This window comes from Corynebacterium sp. KPL2850 (genome assembly GCF_040225855.1).
GTDB lineage: Bacteria > Actinomycetota > Actinomycetes > Mycobacteriales > Mycobacteriaceae > Corynebacterium.
Genome location: NZ_JBEHFV010000039.1, coordinates 1 through 17,907, shown reverse-complemented (window position 1 = coordinate 17,907; position 17,907 = coordinate 1). Strand labels below are relative to the sequence as shown.

Annotated in this window: 15 protein-coding genes; 8 read left to right on the top strand and 7 right to left on the bottom strand. The window is 59.4% G+C overall.

From position 1 onward, the window contains the following. Nucleotides 1-27: 27 nt before the first annotated feature. A complete protein-coding gene (locus ABRP93_RS10670) occupies nt 28-540 on the bottom strand; it encodes a hypothetical protein (protein WP_034659273.1) in 513 nt (170 codons plus the stop codon). A gap of 112 nt (nt 541-652) precedes the next feature. Here ABRP93_RS10670 and ABRP93_RS10665 point away from each other — a divergent pair, with 112 nt between their 5' ends. Then, nucleotides 653-1,888 (top strand): MFS transporter, encoded by a 1,236-nt coding sequence (locus tag ABRP93_RS10665; RefSeq protein WP_349887917.1) that lies wholly within the window; start codon nt 653-655, stop codon nt 1,886-1,888. Between the two features lie 95 nt (nt 1,889-1,983). Here ABRP93_RS10665 and ABRP93_RS10660 read toward each other — a convergent pair whose 3' ends face one another. The 4 genes from ABRP93_RS10660 to ABRP93_RS10645 all read right to left on the bottom strand — a co-directional run bounded on the left by ABRP93_RS10660 (nt 1,984) and on the right by ABRP93_RS10645 (nt 6,521). Next, nucleotides 1,984-3,276 (bottom strand): Nramp family divalent metal transporter, encoded by a 1,293-nt coding sequence (locus tag ABRP93_RS10660; RefSeq protein WP_349857075.1) that lies wholly within the window; start codon nt 3,274-3,276, stop codon nt 1,984-1,986. 371 nt (nt 3,277-3,647) lie between these two features. Then, complete coding sequence (locus tag ABRP93_RS10655) at nt 3,648-4,568, bottom strand: NaeI family type II restriction endonuclease (protein WP_349887916.1); 921 nt, start codon at nt 4,566-4,568, stop codon at nt 3,648-3,650. Between the two features lie 8 nt (nt 4,569-4,576). After that, the gene (locus tag ABRP93_RS10650) at nt 4,577-5,614 is read right to left on the bottom strand and encodes a DNA cytosine methyltransferase (protein WP_349887915.1); all 1,038 of its coding nucleotides are present in this window, start codon (nt 5,612-5,614) and stop codon (nt 4,577-4,579) included. A 520-nt stretch (nt 5,615-6,134) separates the two neighbouring features. Continuing rightward, nucleotides 6,135-6,521, bottom strand: a complete 387-nt coding sequence (locus ABRP93_RS10645) for a (deoxy)nucleoside triphosphate pyrophosphohydrolase (RefSeq protein ID WP_349887914.1) — start codon at nt 6,519-6,521, stop codon at nt 6,135-6,137. 127 nt (nt 6,522-6,648) lie between these two features. On the opposite strand from ABRP93_RS10645, the gene ABRP93_RS10640 reads away from it, so the two are divergent. Next, on the top strand, nt 6,649-7,995 hold the full coding sequence (locus ABRP93_RS10640; protein WP_023026302.1) for a YjiH family protein: 1,347 nt from the start codon (nt 6,649-6,651) through the stop codon (nt 7,993-7,995). A gap of 3 nt (nt 7,996-7,998) precedes the next feature. On the opposite strand, the gene hutG is transcribed toward ABRP93_RS10640, so the two are convergent. Further along, nucleotides 7,999-8,937: a formimidoylglutamase gene (gene hutG, locus ABRP93_RS10635; RefSeq protein ID WP_349887913.1), complete on the bottom strand. Its 939-nt coding sequence runs from the start codon at nt 8,935-8,937 to the stop codon at nt 7,999-8,001. Between the two features lie 62 nt (nt 8,938-8,999). Between hutG and ABRP93_RS10630 the strand changes: the two genes are divergently transcribed. From ABRP93_RS10630 to ABRP93_RS10620, 3 genes are all read left to right on the top strand, one after another. After that, entirely contained in the window at nt 9,000-9,743 is a 744-nt protein-coding gene (locus ABRP93_RS10630) for an IclR family transcriptional regulator (RefSeq protein WP_349887912.1), read from the top strand. Between the two features lie 74 nt (nt 9,744-9,817). Next, nucleotides 9,818-11,371, top strand: a complete 1,554-nt coding sequence (gene hutH / locus ABRP93_RS10625; protein WP_349887911.1) for a histidine ammonia-lyase — start codon at nt 9,818-9,820, stop codon at nt 11,369-11,371. 1 nt (nt 11,372) lies between these two features. Next, nucleotides 11,373-12,035, top strand: a complete 663-nt coding sequence (locus ABRP93_RS10620) for a flavin reductase family protein (RefSeq protein ID WP_349887910.1) — start codon at nt 11,373-11,375, stop codon at nt 12,033-12,035. Here the strand turns inward: ABRP93_RS10620 and ABRP93_RS10615 are convergent. Next, complete coding sequence (locus ABRP93_RS10615) at nt 12,018-12,815, bottom strand: SGNH/GDSL hydrolase family protein (RefSeq protein WP_349887909.1); 798 nt, start codon at nt 12,813-12,815, stop codon at nt 12,018-12,020. The two genes, ABRP93_RS10620 and ABRP93_RS10615, sit on opposite strands and share 18 nt — an antisense overlap. Nucleotides 12,816-12,996: 181 nt before the next feature. Here ABRP93_RS10615 and hutU point away from each other — a divergent pair, with 181 nt between their 5' ends. The 3 genes from hutU to ABRP93_RS10600 are packed head-to-tail and all read left to right on the top strand — an operon-like array spanning nt 12,997 to nt 17,761. Next, nucleotides 12,997-14,673: a urocanate hydratase gene (gene hutU / locus ABRP93_RS10610; RefSeq protein WP_349852617.1), complete on the top strand. Its 1,677-nt coding sequence runs from the start codon at nt 12,997-12,999 to the stop codon at nt 14,671-14,673. After that, nucleotides 14,674-15,843 carry an imidazolonepropionase gene (gene hutI / locus ABRP93_RS10605; RefSeq protein ID WP_349887908.1) on the top strand — a complete coding sequence of 390 codons (1,170 nt, stop codon included), beginning with the start codon at nt 14,674-14,676 and terminating at the stop codon, nt 15,841-15,843. Between the two features lie 46 nt (nt 15,844-15,889). Further along, a complete protein-coding gene (locus ABRP93_RS10600) occupies nt 15,890-17,761 on the top strand; it encodes a DEAD/DEAH box helicase (protein WP_349887907.1) in 1,872 nt (623 codons plus the stop codon). Nucleotides 17,762-17,907: the final 146 nt, after the last annotated feature.

Genomic DNA, 17,907 nt, shown 5'->3' with positions numbered 1-17,907 from the left:
GACGACGAAGGCGACAATAACTAAGCCCTAGGCCGCTTGTTGGAATCCCGCGAAAAGGGATTCCGGCGAGTGCACGGGGTGGAAAGCGCTATCGACGAGCCATACGTAGGTGGCATTTGGCCCGCGGGAGATTTCGTGAACGGCGCCAGCTAACTCAGCAGGGACAAGCGTGCGTATCCACCCTTCCGCCGTGGCGGGGTCGACCACCTGCCCAAAGTTATCGGTGATCCGAATGGTGATGAGGTAGGCGGGGATGCGGCTTTCACCGAACCCACGGATCCGCGCCTTTACACGCGCCCCCACGCGGTGGCGCGTAATGCTCATGCTGTAGTCCGCGCCGCCTGGTGTGGATGGCAGCTGTTTTATGGGCGGGCGCCACGTCGGGGTGGGCCGAGCCAAGGACCGTGGGTGGTGCATGATGGCAGAAATAGAGCTGACGGTCTCATAGTGGTGGTAGGCCAAGTCAGCGGCGATTTCCGTAGCCGTGGCATTGGGTTGACTGGGGACTGTGTGCGAATAGTTCTTATCTACGTTGTGCATGGCACTCACTCTAAACCGCAGGGCTGACACGAGTTCGAATAATTCAAACATGTGTGCGAACAAGTGGGCTAAATAGCTTTCAGACCTTCAAAGGCATAAGGTTGCACGTGCTATGAAGAGTGCTAATGCCGAACCGGCGCCCTACGAAAAGCCCAAGGTGCCGCGGGAAATCTGGGTAATGGTAACGGCGGCGTTTATTATCGCCTTAGGTTATGGCCTGATCGCCCCGCTTTTGCCGCAGTTCGTGGTCAGCTTCGATGTATCGATGGCCGCCGCTGGCCTCGTGGTCTCCATCTTCGCAGCCTCCCGGCTAATCTTCGCGCCCGTGTCTGGTTCATTGGTGGACCGCGTTGGCTCGCGCCGCGTCTACCTGGTGGGCCTGATGACCGTTGCCGTGACTACGGGCTTGGTCGCCATCGCGCAGGAGTATTGGCACATCGTTGTGCTGCGCACCCTGGCAGGTCTTGGCTCGACCATGTTTACCGTCTCCGCGATGGGGCTTATCGTGCGCCTGTCTCCACCATCGATTCGCGGTAAGTGCTCTGCCACCTATGCCACGGCATTCCTGCTGGGCAATGTCGCCGGGCCGGTTCTCGGCGCCAGCCTGTCCTTCCTGGGCTTTCGCTGGCCATTTTTCATCTACGGCATCGGCGTGATGCTTGCTGCTTTCGTTGTCTGGTGGCAAATGCCGCGAATTAACCACGCCCAAACCACCACTTCGGAGCTGCCGCCTATGCGCCTGCAAGAGGCTTGGGGCGATACCGCGTTCCGCGCGGTGCTGACCTCCAACTTCGCCCACGGCTGGATCAATATGGGCGTGCGCGTGTCCGTCCTGCCGCTTTTCGCCGCCGCAATTTTCCACAATGGCGCCGCAGCCTCGGGCCTAGCCCTCGCGGCCTTCGCCGCAGGCAATGCGATTATCCTCCAATTCTCCGGCCGGTGGTCCGATCTCCACGGCCGCAAGCCGCTTATCCTGATTGGCTTGGTGGGCTCCGCCATCTTCATGGTACTCATGGGCCTGGCGACCAGCGTGTGGTTCCTCTTGCTCGTATCCGCGCTTGCGGGTGCAGCGTCTGGCCTTATCAATCCTTCCCAGACCGCCGCGGTGGCAGACATCGTGGGCAACGAGCGCTCCGGAGGCAAGGTATTGTCCGCCTTCCAGATGTCAGGAGACTTCGGCCAGATCGTGGGCCCCATGCTCATCGGGCTGCTTGCCGATGTCTATGGCTTCTCCACAGCCTTCACGGTCTGCGGTGCCATCGCCATTTTCGGCATCATCGCCTGGCTCTTCGGCCGCGAGCCGCGCGAAGAGTCCAAGGTGCAAGTAGAGCGGATGCCGAAAAAATAGTTGACGGCAACCGCTGAGGGCCGGTGCATCCCGCTCCACGAGGTCGAGAGCCTAAGGGTAATTGGCGCGTACCTCGAAGATTACGAGCAACAAAGTTAGAAGAGCCCGGCAACCTGGGACACGCACAGGTAGACAAAGGCTGCCGAAATGATGCCCATCAAGGTGTTGATGAACCAACCATTGCGCCATTCTTTCGGGGTGTGCTTGGTATTAAGCAGTACCAAGAGCGTAAGGCCCAGGAACGGCATGAAGAATGCGCCCAAGACGCCGTAGCCAATGATTAATCCAGTGGGCTTGCCCAGCAGTAGGAGAAGCATCGGTGGGAAGGTCAACCAGATGAGGTAAGCGCGGTAGTACTTACCGCCCGTGCTGGTGCTGGGGTGGCCCTGTGGAAGGTTCTTCAGGTGGCCCACGTAGTCCGCAAACATGAGAGACACACCGTTCCACACGCCTAAGCAGGAAGAGAATGCGGCAGAGAAGAATCCGACGATGAACCACTTAGAAATAAAGGTTCCGTAGCGGGCCTCCAGCACGTCCGCCATGTCCACCAAGCCCTGGTCGTTATCGGAGACAGCGACATTGGCGCTATACAAAAGCTCAGCACCAAGAACTAGCGTAGCCAGGACGAAGATACCGGTGACGGCATAGGCCACCGAGTTATCCATGCGCATGACCTTCATCCACTTGGGCGTGAACCACTTCTTTTCGCGCAGCCAGTAGCCGTAGGCGGCAAGGGTAATGGTGCCGCCGACACCGCCTGCGATGGAGAGCACGTAAACGAATGACCCATCCGGGATGGTGGGGACAAGGCCGCGCAGAATCTCAGGCAAATTAGGCGCGGTAATTGCGGCGATGCCCACCACAGTGACAAACATGATGCCAACCAAGATGGCGGCCAGTTTTTCAAAGAGTTGGTATTGCCCCAGCCACGTAAGGACAAAGCACAACACGCCGGTCAGGATGGCCCACATGGTCAAGCTGGTACCGGGGAAGAGTGCGCTTAACGCCAAGCCTGTGCCGGACATGGCCGCGGCGCCATAGACCAATCCCCAGATAACGATGTACGGCGCGAAGTACCACGAAGTCCAGCGTCCTAGCTCCCGCCAGCCGTGGAACATGGTGTTCCCGGTGGCCAAGCTATAGCGGCCGACGCCCTCCACCAGCACGATTTTCATAATCGTACCGACGATGACGGCCCACAACAGTGCGTAACCGTAGCGCTGGCCAGCAATCATGGTTGCCACCAAGTCAGCGGCACCGACGCCGGTGGCTGCGGCAACCAAACCCGGACCAACGAGGGTCCATTTCACCTTTGCTTGTGGCTCAGAGTCGTGTGTCTGTTGGCCTGCGGCGGAAGTTGCGCCGGTGTGGTTATCTGACTGGCTCATGACACTTCCTTAAGTGGCTGTGGTTTGAATCACTTAAAGGGAATGTATCACTTTCGCGAGTAAATTGCTCCTTGAATTAACTAATTACTAACCTCTTGGATAATGCCTGGTCGAGCACCGGGAGCAACTGGAGCGAAAAGTTTGAGGTTGAAGACGGCTCTGTCCTCAGTGTTCTGCTGATTCTCTGGTGTGTCGAGCTGTGGTGGAGGATACTAGCTAATACATGTTTATCGACTGACATCAAAACCAAGATTTACGATCAAATTATGTAATTCCGTCTATCTCATATTGAAATGTGATTAAACAAGCTGCATCAAGCTTGAGTGAATCCAAAATTCAGCAGTATCGGCTAGGTACTCGATGCTATTCAGCTATTTAAATGGGATTTGGGGTGCTGTGACGATTGGGTCCGATTCGCGGGCTTTTCGCCAGTTGACTCCATCGATGGTCACGAACTTTTCATCTTCATCTGGTTGCAGAGGAAAAAGTCGAACAGACAGGGATTCTCCTTCACCTGGAATAGGGAGTTGAAGCGCATCAGCAATTTCGCGATGGGCGTTATAGTCGCCCAAAATGACGATCCCTTCGGGCTGAAGTGCTGAGCGTGAACCTCCGTTGTAGCGTATCCGCTTCATATAGTCTTTCTGTTGCGCCACGGTAGCTACGATGCCGCGTGGGATTCTCATCTCCTGCGCTGTTCGAAATAATTCGTTCAAGCGTGCGGCGCCCGATTTGAGCGAAAGTATTCTGTCTTTGTCGTCCGGATCCAGTTGCAGAAGAGTATTCGGGGGAAATGGTTCATCAAAGTGCAGCCAGGTAATGTATTTCCTGCCCGCAGCTGAAACTGTCCGTTTTCCATCACGGTTTCCACCTTTGTTGAGTACAGAGTTATCAAACTTGATAAAGCCAACTCGGAAGCGGGAAGTTGCGTCGTCTGCGTGGCAAAGCATGCCATGATGCCCGAGTGCTTCACTAGGTATCATCCAGCCAAAACGGGACTTCGAATATTTACAATCAACTTCGTAGTCTTTGATTTCGAAGTCCATTACTTCGCCGTCATTGATTATGTCGTCAAACTCGCGTCGAATATTGATTTCTACGATTGACCCGAGATGGGCTGATTCAGTTTTGGAAAGCTGTTCAATCGAATAGCGTCCGGTGTGTTGGCCATCGTAGATTTGGTCGAAAGAATCTCGAAAAACTTTGGCGAGCCGTTTTCCATCGGGATCAACAGACTGAAATGCCTCGATGAAAAGGGAGATTGCATTTTCGGGATCGTGCGGAGTGGTCACAATACTTCCTAAGCCAAGGTTGGTTGCAATATTTGAGCTGGTTCGGCGGGCTGTTCCGATTTAGTTAGTGGGCGCTTACGCAATGCTTTTTTGATCTGTTCCCCTATAGCTTTGGCGACAGGGGGTGGGAATGCATTGCCAACTTGTCGCCATTGAGCAGTTTTCCCTCCTGCCCAGTTCCAGTCATCTGGAAATCCCTGGATCACACCACCCATGCGGACTGTGAGGCGCGGTAACTCTTCTTCGGAGTTCAACGTGAAGTCTGAGGAAGGCGCTTCCTCTGCGATGGAAGTGCCTTTAACGCCGAGTGCCTTCCAAGCTTGCTTTGCCCGTGTGGGGCCTACGTCAGCACCACCGTGTTTCTTGCTTCCGCCTACGAGAGTCGGTGCAACTGTGTTTGCGTTTGTAGCCCATTTTTCTGCGCCTTTCCAGCCATTTTCGGCCATTAGATCTTTAAGAGCTTCTCCAACCGTTACTTGGTGAGGAACTTTGTTTGGCCACGCGAAAAACTCGGAGAACTCCTTCTTTAGAGCTACTAGGATGAAGCGAGGTCGTAGCTGCGGAACTCCGTAATCGGCGGCTTGGAGGAGCTCCCAGAATACCTGGTATCCCAACTCTTCAAGCTTGATAATTATATTTCGGCGGTAGTCAGCGAAGCGCTTTTGGCCGAGTCCTTTTACGTTTTCCAAAAGGACAGCAGGTGGGTCTATCTCATCGATCAGGCGCAGTGCCTCTGGGAAAAGATCACGGTCATCATCGGCCCCTAACTGTTTGCCGGCAATGGAAAATGGCGGGCAAGGAACTCCTCCGGCAAAGAGATCTATTTTATGACGCCATGGTTTGCCATCGAAGTCGCGAACATCCATTTCTAGAACGTTCCACTTTCCATGAGGACCTGAATCTCCACGGTTGAGGCGTAGAGTCTGTGCAGCCCATTGGTCGACTTCGATGACAGCTTTGTGCGTGAATCCCGCATTCTCTAGCCCTAGAGCTTGACCACCGGCCCCAGCGCAAATTTCTAGTGAAGTTAGTTTCTTATAGGTCACTGGGAAATCCTTTCTAGAAATTTCGTGATGCGGACGCACGGGCCGAGAGGTTCAATTATTTTACCTTTAGGAGCATATGCAGAGTGTGGACATATTGCTAAGTGTGTGCGGAATGTATGTTCGAAATTATTGGAGAAGTCTTGAGAAGTCCGAAATGGTTGCGAGACGAGATTCTTCTCGTTGCTGAGGTTGGAATCAAACTTGGATGGCCTTCGTCTTGTCCGGAGCGAGAACTGAGTCGTGTCGCTGAACTCCTGGCTGAGGGATTAATGCACGGAGGTGGAGTTGAACTTGGGCCTAAGTTTAGAAACGTAAATGGGGTCGGGCGAAAATACTCTGACCTATATAGTGCCAGGCCTTCCTATGTAGGAAAGCCCACTAACGGAGGTAAAACTACGGCTGGAATTGCAGCCCTAGCGGCGCAAGACCCTCAACTTGTCACCTACTTAGCGGAGGATGTGCGGAGAATGCTAGCGACTAGATCTTATCGAAGAAAAGACTTGAGCTACCTACCTTTCGATTAGGAGTGAGTTTTTTCCACGGCTGGAATATCTGCTGGCGCCCAGGTCAGTTCCATTGCTTCTGCGGGGGTAACCCATCTGGTTGCGTCATGATCGCTGAGGTGAAGTTCGCCGCTGATAAGCGTGCAATAAAAGGTGGTTAGTTCGATGGTGGCAAAGTCATATTCGTAGGTGGTCGTCGTGAGTTTGCTGCCTACGTGCGCGATGAGGTTGAGTTCCTCACGAATTTCGCGGGCTAAAGCCTGTTCGGGTGATTCTCCTGGTTCGATTTTTCCGCCTGGAAATTCCCAATGTCCTTCTAGGGGTTTTCCGGGCTTCTTGCGGCAGGCGAGGAATCGGTTGCCATCGTGAAAGACGGCACCGACGACGCGGATGGGGTTAGACATGGTTCCATTGTGCCTTGAGCCAGAAAACACTAGACAACAAGATGTAATTTAGCTAACATACTCGCAATGTTCGCGTCAGGCTGTCGCGCGGGCTTGATCATCATGCAAGCTTGAGGGGCGGTCTATCGTGACTTCTACTGATTCAGTTAATTCCTCCATCCAGAGCCATGACGGGGAAGTCCCGCGGCCTGGGGGACGGTGGAAACTCTTTGTTTATAGCGCCATTGGCGCGTTCGTGTTCTTCTTTCCTGTGACGTATAAGGAAAAGAACTCCATTCCTTTGGACCACATGGTTACCATCGTGCGCGATAGCATTCCGGCGGTGGTGCCGTGGCTAATTTTTGCGCTCGCAGTGTATGGAACGGTGCGTAGATTTAGTACTGGGGCGTATAAGGAAAGCGCGCTGCAGGCGGTCTTTGCGGTCCTCAATATCGCCGGTGCGGTCATATCCTTTCTCATGGTCATTGACGCGCTGCCGTGGGTTTTAGGCGATGAGGATTTGGTTCCCTTCTTGTGGAACTCCATTGCCACTCCGGTGGGTCTTATCGTGCCCATCGGCGGTACCTTCCTGGCATTTCTTATTGGCTTTGGGCTCCTGGAATTTGTTGGGGTGCTGATGCAGCCCATCATGCGCCCGCTGTGGAAGACGCCAGGGCGCTCCGCCATCGATGCGGTGGCATCCTTTGTCGGATCGTATTCGCTGGGTATTTTGGTCACGGACCGCGTCTATCAAAAGGGCGGTTATACCGGCAGGGAAGCTGCCGTTATTGCTACGGGGTTCTCCACGGTATCGGCAGCGTTTATGGTCATCGTGGCCAAGCAACTGGATTTGATGAATATCTGGGGGACGTACTTCGTCGTCACGCTGGTGGTGACGTTTTTGGTTACGGCCATTACCGTGCGCATCCCGCCGCTGCGGACGATTCCGGATGAATACTGTGAGGGTGCAGAGCCAGACCCGGAGAAGCCGGTGGAAGGATCGCGCTTTAAGAATGCGTGGCGCGAGGCGATGCTGGCTCTGCAGCGCGCGCCGTCGCTGCCGCAGGCCATTTGGGATAACCTGCGCGATGGCGTGCGCATGGCTGCGGCCATCGTGCCGTCCATCATGTCGGTGGGGCTTATTGGTTTGCTGCTTGCGCGGTTTACCCCGATCTTTGAATGGATTGGGTACCTGTTTTATCCGTTTGCTTGGATAGTGCAGCTGCCGGAGCCAACACTCGGCGGCAAGGCCGCGGCTATGGGCATTGCGGAGATGTTCCTGCCCGCCACCGCAGTGGCAGGCAGCGATTCCATGGTGCTGAAATTCGTCATCGGGGTCGTGGCGGTCTCTGCCATCATCTTCTTCTCGGCCCTGGTGCCGTGCATTTTGGCCACCAAGATTCCGGTGAAGCTATCCCACTTGGTCATCATCTGGTTTGAGCGCGTTGCTCTCACCATCGTGATTGCGACCCCGATTGCCCACCTCTTGTTCTGAGTCTTACTGCCCGCTTACCGCAGTGAGGTGAGCGTTAACGATGTCATCGATAAGCCGCGCCGCAGCCTTGGCGGTGCGGTTGTCTATGTCGAAGGTGGGGTTGAGCTCGACGACATCGACAAGTGCGAGCTTGCCCGTCGCCGCGATGGCGACCGCCAGGGCGCGGATGCGCTCGTAGGCAACGCCGAGGCTGGCCGGGGCGGATACACCCGGCGCGGTGGAGGCGGGAAGGACATCCAAGTCGATGGATAGGTGGACCTTGTCCGCAGCAGCGGTGGCCTGGGTGGCGAGCGCGCCGCATTCGGCCGGGGTGAGGTTTACCAGCTCCTCATCCAGGGTGTAATTGACGCCGAGCTTATCGGCGTCGTTGAAGAGCACCGCGGTGTTATTGGGGCGGGAGATGCCGAAGACGGTGTAATCAAAGTCATCGGTGAGCTGGGAAATCTGGGTAAAGGGCGTGCCCGAGGTGGCGTGGTCCGCGTGGCGGAGATCGAAGTGGGCGTCCAGGTTGATGATGGGGGTGGCACCGCGCGCGCGGAAGAGGCCGCGGTGGGAGCCGAAGGCGGTTTCGTGCCCGCCGCCTAAGATGATGGGCAGGGTATCGCTGCTAACGAGTTCTTCGACCTTGTCAGATAGCGCGTCGTGGGCGCCGTCGAGATCATCGGCTTGGGTGGTAATGGTTCCGGCATCGGCAAGCGCATGGCCGTGGTGGACCGCCAGGGAGCCAAGGGCCGTGCGCAGGGCGGAGGGGCCAGCGGCGGCACCTTGGCGGCCGCCATTGCGCAGCACGCCCTCATCGGAGGCAAAGCCCAGCAGGGTCACGGGCGCGGATTCGGCCTGGTTGATAACGCTATGCCAGCGCGCGTGCTCGGCGCCGGGGCCATCGGAGCGGCCGGACCATTCGGGGGCGGGAGTAAAAAGCGGGGCTGATTCGGTATTCATAGTGCCGATACTAGAAGCGTGCGATGAATTTGTCTGGCAGTCGCGGAATATAATTGGCCGTTGTGAGTGCTAACCGAGTCCCCGCCGCGCGCCATGCCCTAGACATCCTCAAGCTGCTATCTACTATCGATGTCCCGATTTCCGCCGCCCGCATCCAAGGCGAGCTCGGCCTGCCGCGCTCGACCACGTACCACCTGCTCGCGGAGATGGTCGATGCCGGGTTCGTCGCCCACCTGCCCGAGCATAAGACCTACGGCCTGGGGCTGGCCGCGTACTCGATGGCCTCTGCTTATGTAACCCAGCAACCGTTGGTACGCATGGCCACGCGCGGCCTGGAGGAATGCGCACGGCTGGTGGGCGGATCCGGGCACCTTTCGCGCATGGCGGGATCGGAGATTTTATACCTGCAGGAAGTCCGCGCGCCGGGGGCAACCTCGTTGGTGACGGAGGTGGGGGTGCGCCTGCAGGCGCATAAGACTGCATCGGGCAGGGTGATGCTGGCACACCTGCCGGAATGGGAGGTCAAGGCCGCATTCGATACCGCGGGCGGGGAAAATTTTGGTCTCCTAAAAAAGCAGCTGGACCGGGCCCGTGCGCGCGGATGGGACCAAGAGGTGGAAGAAATCTCGCGGGGGCAGGCCTCGGTGGCGGTGCCCATCCTGGACCACCTGGAGCGGCCCGCGGCGGCCATTGCGGTGACCTACCCCGTGTCCACGCCAGGCGATAGGGTGGAGGCGCTCATCGCGGCGCTGGGTCAGGCAGCGGAGAAAGTCGCGGGGAAAATGTATCGCCAGCGCGAAAAGTGAGGTAGCATCCGGGATAGCGCGTTAGGCTGTGACGTGAGCTATATTTTGCTGCCCTAAAGACAACAGGAGTCATCATGCCTAATGCATACCCGTCCACCGTTACCGTCGGCGTTGGAGCGCTGACCATTGAGGAAGTCGTTGCCGTTGCCCGCTACGGCGCCACGGTAGAAATTTCCGCCGAGGCCTTGGATGAGGTCGCTTCCACGCGCGACCGGGTTGAAGAACTGGCCCAGGATCCCACGCCGGTCTACGGCATCTCCACCGGTTTCGGCGCGCTTGCCCGCCGCCACATTCCAGAAGAGATGCGCGCGCAGCTGCAGCTATCCCTGGTGCGCTCCCACGCGGCAGGCACCGGCCCTGAGGTGGAAGAAGAAGTCATCCGCGCGCTTATGCTGCTGCGCCTGTCCACCCTGTGCACCGGCCGTACCGGCGTGCGTCCCGTTGTGGTAGAAACCTATGCCAAGGCGCTTAACGCCGGCATCGTGCCGGTGGTGCGCGAATACGGTTCGCTGGGCTGCTCCGGCGACTTGGCCCCGCTGGCCCACTGCGCCCTGGCGCTCCTGGGTGAGGGCGAGGTGCGCGTGGACGGCGAGCTCAAGCACGCCGGCGAGGCCCTGGCCGCCGCAGGCATCGAGCCGCTGGAGCTGCGGGAGAAGGAGGGCCTTGCCCTTATCAACGGCACCGATGGCATGCTGGGCCAGCTCTGCCTGGCCATTACTGACCTGCGCGCGGCCGCCAAGACCGCCGATATCGCCACCGCCATGACAGTAGAAGGCCTGCTTGGCACCCTCGTGGTCTTTGCCGATGACCTGCAACAGTTGCGCCCGCACCCAGGACAGGCCGATTCTGCCGCCAATATCCGCCAGGTGGCAGACGGCTCCGAGATCCTCGCCGCGGCGCTGGAGGAGTTCAAGAAGAACCAGGTTCAGGACGCCTACTCGGTGCGTTGTGCGCCGCAGGTGGCCGGCGGTTTCCGCGATACCTTGGCACACACCGCGCAGGTAGCAGAGCGCGAGCTCGCCGCCGCCGTTGATAACCCGGTGGTGGCCAAGGACGGCCGTGTGGTCTCCAACGGCAACTTCCACGGCGCCCCGGTGGCCTATGCGCTTGATTTCCTCTCCATCGTTACCGCGGATCTGGCGTCCATCTCTGAGCGCCGCACCGACCGCTTCCTGGATCCGGCCCGCAACCGCGGCTTGAACGCCTTTCTTGCCGATGACCCCGGTGTCGACTCCGGCCACATGATCGCCCAATACGCCCAGGCGGGCATCGTCAGCGAATTAAAGCGCCTGGCCACACCGGCCTCGGCCGATTCCATTCCTTCTTCTGCCATGCAGGAAGACCACGTGTCTATGGGTTGGTCAGCCGCCCGCAAGCTGCGCAAGGCCGTTGATGGCCTGCAGCGCGTCCTGGCAGTGGAAATCCTCACCGCAGCGCGCGCCATCGACATGCGCGAGGGAACACCCGCTGGCGGCACAGGCGCGGTCATTGCCGCCCTGCGTGAGACCGTTCCTGGCCCCGGTACCGACCGCTACCTATCGCCGGAAATCGAGGAGACCGTGCGCCTGGTCAAGTCTGGCGCGCTGATCGATGCCGTCGAGGCCGCCACCGGAATGCTGCGTGGTTAATATGGCTTCTTTAAAGTGGAACCCGCAGTCCGAGCCGAACCCGCTGCCGTATTCGCCGTTTAAGTCCAGCACGGTGCCGCGCCCCATTGGGTGGTTGTCCAGTGTTGATAGCGAGGGTCGAGAAAATATCGCCCCGTATAGCCAGTGGCAAAACCTCACATTTGACCCACCCATGGTGATGTTCTCCGCCAACCAATACCCGGATGGTCGGCGTAAAGACACTGTGCTCAATGCGGAGGAAACCGGCTGGTTTGTGTGGAATATGGCCACCTATGACCTGCGTGAAGAGGTTAATAAGTCCGCGCAGGTGCTCGAGCACGGCGATAGCGAATGGGAGCGCCTGAATGTCACCAAGGAATACGCGGAGAACTACCGCATCCCCATGGTGAAAGAGTCCCCAGTGAAATTTGAGTGCGAATACAAGACCACGCTGCGCCTGCCGGGAAATTCCAAGGTCGGCACGATTGACCTCGTGGTTGCGGACGTGAAGACCATCCACATTGATGAATCCGTTGTTGATAAGGATGGCAAACTCGATATCGTCCGGATTAAACCCATTGCACGCATGGGCTATTTCGACTACACGGTGGTTACCGAAAAGTTTGAGATGCGTGTTCCCGGATCGGACGATGCCGCTCGTGCCGGGCTAGAGGGCTCTGCGTAACGCCTGCGCCATCGCCACTTGGCCCGCATGGGTGGGGTGCATGGGGAAGGAATCGGTATCCTGCCCCGTAAAGTCCACCCACGGCTCATCCGAGCAGGCGGAATGCTGCGGGGCATCGTCAGGCAGCACGTAGGTGGCGCCGTTGCGTTCGGCGGCCTCGCGCACCGCTTTGTTGATGCGCTGAATGGTATCTGCCAACCACTCCCGGTCTTCGGCCGGGATTTTTTCTATGAAGGGGCAAGTCTCGCCGGGATTGATGAGGGGTATATAGCCGGTGGCAAGGACCTTCGCCTCAGGTGAGCGGTGGGCGATTTCCCCGTAGACCTTGTCTAGGCGTTGGGGCAGATCGTGTAGCTCCAGTTCTATTTGCGGGCCCGATTCGTCTTGGCATATATCGTCCGTTGCGCATTGGGTCAGGCGCACAAAGCTGGCATCGTTGCCGCCGATGCTCAAGGAAACAAGGGACGTATCCGCAGCCAGCGCGTCCACCTGGGCGGGGTGCTCGCCCGCGGAGGATAAAACATCCAGCGTGCTCGCGCCCTGGCAGGCGACGTTGCGGAAAGAACTCGTGGAGATTTCCTGCGCGGCGAGTTCTGGATAGGAATCTTGCGCTCTGGCGCAGGAATCGGGCGGATCCAGCGGGAGCGTCGTCGAGCCCATCGCCGCGTAGGAATCCCCAAGGGCCACATAGTTTTCGGGGACTTCTGGAACTTCCTCTGGCTGCGAGGAACATCCTGCAAGCAGGCAGGCGGCGGCGAGGGCGGGCAATACGTGGCGCATGAATGCCATCGTAGCCGCAGAGTCTGAAATGCCAGACAGTTGGTGACTGAGCAAGCTCTAAATACGTTGTGCATCACACTAAATTGATATCTGTGACGCTCGCCAAGCCCCCGGGAGACAGCCCCGGGAAACCGGCCTTGGGGTAGGGCACGGCGTCGATAAGCACGAGCGAAAGGAAGCCATGTCTGAACCACGCGAAGTCCGCGCACCCCGCGGCACCGAACTCAACGCAAAATCCTGGCAAACTGAAGCGCCACTGCGCATGCTGATGAATAACCTCGACCCAGAGGTGGCAGAGCGCCCCGAGGACCTCGTGGTCTACGGCGGCACCGGCCGCGCAGCACGTAGCTGGGAGGCCTTCGATGCCATTGTGGAATCGCTGAAGGACCTGGAAAGCGATGAAACCCTCCTCGTCCAATCCGGCAAGCCGGTGGGCATCTGGAAGACCAATGAATGGGCACCGCGCGTGCTCATCGCCAACTCCAACCTGGTGGGCGATTGGGCCAACTGGGAGCACTTCCGCAAGCTCGAGGACGAGGGTCTGATGATGTACGGCCAGATGACGGCCGGTTCCTGGATCTACATCGCCACCCAGGGCATCCTGCAGGGCACCTACGAGACCTTCGCAGCCGTGGCCAAGAAGCGCTTCGAGGGCAGCCTGGCCGGCACCCTGAGCCTGACCGGTGGGTGCGGCGGCATGGGCGGTGCCCAACCGCTCGCCGTGACGCTCAACGGGGGAGCGGTACTCATCGTTGATGTGGATGAGCACCGCCTGCGCCGCCGCCAGCACAAACGCTACCTCGATGAAGTGGTCACCGACTTAGACGAGGCCCTGCGCTTGGTCCTCGACGCCAAGGAAAACAAGAAGGCCCTTTCCGTCGGCCTCGTGGGCAACGCCGCCGAGGTCTTCCCCGAGGTGCTGCGCCGCCAGCGCGCCGGGGAGTTCAAGGTAGACATCGTCACCGACCAGACCTCCGCGCACGACCCACTGTCCTACCTGCCCACCGAAATCACCGTGGATGACTGGCAGTCCGAGGCCAAGGCCGATCCCACGACCTTTACCAAAAAGGCCCGCGAATCCATGGCCGCACAGGTCCAGGCGATGGTGGAATTCCAGGACGAGGGCGCCGAGGTCTTTGACTACGGCAATTCCATCCGCGATGAGGCCCGCCACGCCGGCTACCAGCGCGCATTCGAATTCCCCGGCTTCGTTCCCGCCTATATCCGCCCGCTCTTCTGCGAGGGAATGGGCCCATTCCGCTGGGCAGCGCTGTCCGGCGACCCAGAGGACATCAAGGTCACCGACCAAGCCCTAAAGGAGCTCTTTCCAGAAAACGAGCACCTGCACAACTGGCTGGACGCAGCCGAGGAATACGTCGAGTTCGAGGGTCTGCCCGCCCGCATCTGCTGGCTCGGTTACAACGAGCGACACAAGGCCGGCCTGCTCTTCAATGACCTGGTGCGCGAGGGCAAGATTAAGGCCCCCATCGTCATCGGCCGTGACCACCTCGATTCCGGCTCGGTTGCCTCGCCGTACCGCGAGACCGAAGCCATGCTCGATGGCACCGACGCCGTCGCTGACTGGCCGCTGCTCAACGCCATGACCGCCGTATCTTCCGGCGCTACCTGGGTCTCCCTCCACCACGGCGGCGGAGTGGGCATGGGCCGTTCCATCCACGCCGGTCAGGTCACGGTTGCCGATGGCACCGATCTCGCCGCCGCCAAGCTGCGCGCCGTGCTGACCAATGACCCAGGCATGGGCGTTATCCGCCACGTCGATGCCGGGTACTCTCGCGCAGAGGAAGTAGCCAAAGAGCGCGGCGTTCGCGTACCCATGGAATTTAAGGCAAGGGATTAAATGAGCACACTTTTTACCGGAATTTCAGAACTCCGTACGGTCAGCGAGCACGGCACGCTTAACGATGCCGCCCTTATCGCCGACCACGGCACCATCGCCTGGATTGGCCCTGCCTCTCAGGCACCTGCTGCCGATGACCAGGTGGACTTGGGCGGGCGCGCCGTCCTGCCCGGTTGGGTGGATTCGCACACCCACATGGTCTTCGACGGTGACCGCTCCGCCGAGTTTGAGGCCCGCATGTCCGGTGGCTCCTACGAGGCAGGCGGCATCGCGGTGACCATGGACGCCACCCGGGAGGCGGGGGCGGACCGCTTGGACAAGCTCGTCGCCGAGCGCGTGGCCGCCGGCCGCCGCGGTGGCACCACCACCTTTGAGACCAAGACCGGCTATGGCCTCAACACGGACACCGAGGTGGAAGCCGCGCGCGTGGCATCCCAGCACGTCGATGACGTCACGTTCCTGGGCGCCCACCTCGTGCCGCCGGGAGCGGATGCGGAAGACTACCTCGATGAGGTCGTCGGCCCGATGCTGGACGGCGTTGCCGAATACGTCCAGTGGATCGACGTCTTCTGCGAGCGCGGCGCGTTCAATGAAGAGCAGTCGCGCCGGGTTTTAGAAGCCGGTAAAAAGTTGGGCCTTGGCCTGCGCGTGCACGGCAACCAGCTTGGCGAGGGCCCAGGTGTCAGCCTCGCGGTCGATCTCGGCGCCGCTTCGGTGGACCATGTGAACTACCTGAGCGATAGTGACATCGAAAAGCTCGCAGCATCCGAGACCGTGGCCACCATGCTCCCGGCCTGCGATCTCTCCACCCGCGAGCCCTTGGCACCTGGCCGTGCGCTTCTCGATGCCGGCGCCACCCTCGCCATCGCCTCCAACCTCAACCCAGGTACCTCCTATACCTCGTCGATGAATTACTGCGTGACCACGGCCGTTCTGCAGCAGCACCTATCCGTCGACGAGGCCATCCACGCCGCCACCACCGGCGGTGCCACGGCACTGCGCCGCCATAACGTGGGCAACGGCCTAGATCCTAAGGGCCGCCCCGCGAAGGGCACTCTGGTGGAGGGCGCTGCCGCTGACCTGCACGTGCTCGATGCTCCCAGCGCGGTGCACTTGGCCTACCGGCCGGGCATGCCGCTGAGCTACCGCACCTTCGTGGCGGGGGTATAGCGAGGAATGGAGTTTGCCGCCGGTATCGCGTAGGGTTGGACGAGCAATGAGCATTACCGATAACGCCACCGGCGGCGTAAACGAGCCGGAAGATTTTAATAAGTCGGAATCTCAGGACAACTCGCAAGGTGTCAACCAGGACACCAGGGCTGCGAATACTTCTGAGGGCACCGGCGCTGAGTCCAAAGATTCGGCCAACGACAACTCCCAGGGGTTCGAGCACCTCGGCCTGCCAGATAAAATTCTGCAAGCCGTTGCGAAAGTAGGCTTCACCACCCCGTCCCCCATTCAAGAAGAAACCATCCCGATCCTGATGGAAGGCCGCGACGTCGTGGGCCTTGCACAGACCGGCACCGGCAAGACCGCAGCCTTCGCTCTGCCGGTCTTGTCCCAGATTGACCCGCAGGCGCGCCACCCGCAGGCGCTTGTCCTCGCGCCTACCCGCGAGCTCGCCTTGCAGGTTGCAGACGCCTTCCAATCCTTTGCGGAAACCCTGAAGGGCATCGAGGTTCTTCCCATTTACGGTGGCCAGGCCTACGGCATCCAGCTGTCTGGTCTGCGCCGCGGTGCCCAGGTCATTGTGGGTACCCCGGGGCGCGTCATCGATCACCTAGAAAAGGGCTCGCTTGACCTGTCCCAGCTGCAGTTCCTCGTCCTCGATGAGGCCGATGAGATGCTGAACATGGGCTTCCAGGAGGACGTCGAGCGCATCCTGGAAAGCACCCCGGACCGCAAGCAAGTGGCGCTTTTCTCCGCCACCATGCCCAACGCCATCCGCCGCCTGTCCAAGCAGTACCTGCACAACCCGGCGGAAGTAACCGTCAAGTCCGAGCGCCGCACCAACGACAACATCAAGCAGCGCTTCCTGCTGATTCCGCACCGCGCAAAGATGGATGCCTTCACCCGCATCCTCGAAGTCATTACCTATGACGCCATCATCGTCTTCTGCCGCACCAAGCATGAGACCGAAGAGGTGGCCGAGGCCCTGCGCGATCGCGGCTACAGCGCTGCTGCCATTAACGGCGACATCGCCCAGGCGCAGCGCGAGCGCACCGTCGATCAGCTCAAGGATGGCCGCCTAGACATCCTCGTGGCTACCGACGTCGCCGCGCGTGGCCTCGACGTGGAGCGCATCACCCACGTGGTGAACTTCGACATCCCGAACGATACCGAGTCCTACGTGCACCGCATCGGCCGCACCGGCCGTGCCGGTCGCTCCGGTGAGGCAATCCTGTTTGTCACCCCACGCGAGCGCCGCATGCTGCGTTCCATCGAGCGCGTGACCAACGCCCGCCTCGAAGAGATGGATCTGCCGTCCGTCGATGAGGTTAATGAGAAGCGCAAGGAAAAGTTCGCGCAGGCCATTACCCAGTCCATGGACAACAAGCAGGCCGATTTCTTCCGCAACTTGGTGCGCAAGTACTCGGAAGACAACAACGTTGCCATGGATGACATCGCCGCTGCGTTGGCCGTCATGCACCAGGGTGGCAAGAACTTCCTATTGGAAGACAAGCCTTTGCCCAAGCCAAAGAAGGACCGCCGCGATCGTGATGACCGCAAGCGCGACCGTGACTTCAAGGGTGGCGGCAAGAACCGCGGCGGCTCCAAGCGGCCGGATGGTGACTTTGAGACGTACAGGTTGGACGTCGGCAAGCGCCAGAATGTCCGCCCGGGTGCCATCGTCGGTGCAATCGCCAACGAAGGTGGCCTGTCTGCCAAGGACTTCGGGCGCATCACCATTGCGGTGGGGCACACGCTCGTGGACCTGCCGAAGAACATGGACCCGGCTGTGCTGGACCGCCTGAAGGATACCCGGATTTCTGGCCAGCTCATCAAGATTCAGAAGGATACCGGTCGCCCGCCTCGCCGTGATGGCGGCGGCGGTGGCCGCAAGCACGGTGGTCGCTTCCGCGACTAATTAAACCTCCAAAGGGCCTCTTTTTAGAGGCCCTTTTTTCATGCCCTGTGACCTGCGCTTTTACTATAAAGGGTTAAACGACAAAACGTGTTGTTTTTCGGCGTGTCGAGTTAAACGACATTTTGTGTTGGTGGGGGTAGGGGTTT

Bases quoted from the DNA above. Each gene is read 5' to 3' on its own strand.
- ABRP93_RS10670 (WP_034659273.1), bottom strand. From the start codon at position 540: ATGCACAACGTAGATAAGAACTATTCGCACACAGTCCCCAGTCAACCC.
- ABRP93_RS10665 (WP_349887917.1), top strand. From the start codon at position 653: ATGAAGAGTGCTAATGCCGAACCGGCGCCCTACGAAAAGCCCAAGGTG.
- ABRP93_RS10660 (WP_349857075.1), bottom strand. From the start codon at position 3,276: ATGAGCCAGTCAGATAACCACACCGGCGCAACTTCCGCCGCAGGCCAA.
- ABRP93_RS10645 (WP_349887914.1), bottom strand. From the start codon at position 6,521: ATGTCTAACCCCATCCGCGTCGTCGGTGCCGTCTTTCACGATGGCAAC.
- hutG (WP_349887913.1), bottom strand. From the start codon at position 8,937: ATGAATACCGAATCAGCCCCGCTTTTTACTCCCGCCCCCGAATGGTCC.
- hutH (WP_349887911.1), top strand. From the start codon at position 9,818: ATGCCTAATGCATACCCGTCCACCGTTACCGTCGGCGTTGGAGCGCTG.
- ABRP93_RS10620 (WP_349887910.1), top strand. From the start codon at position 11,373: ATGGCTTCTTTAAAGTGGAACCCGCAGTCCGAGCCGAACCCGCTGCCG.
- ABRP93_RS10615 (WP_349887909.1), bottom strand. From the start codon at position 12,815: ATGCGCCACGTATTGCCCGCCCTCGCCGCCGCCTGCCTGCTTGCAGGA.
- hutU (WP_349852617.1), top strand. From the start codon at position 12,997: ATGTCTGAACCACGCGAAGTCCGCGCACCCCGCGGCACCGAACTCAAC.
- hutI (WP_349887908.1), top strand. From the start codon at position 14,674: ATGAGCACACTTTTTACCGGAATTTCAGAACTCCGTACGGTCAGCGAG.
- ABRP93_RS10600 (WP_349887907.1), top strand. From the start codon at position 15,890: ATGAGCATTACCGATAACGCCACCGGCGGCGTAAACGAGCCGGAAGAT.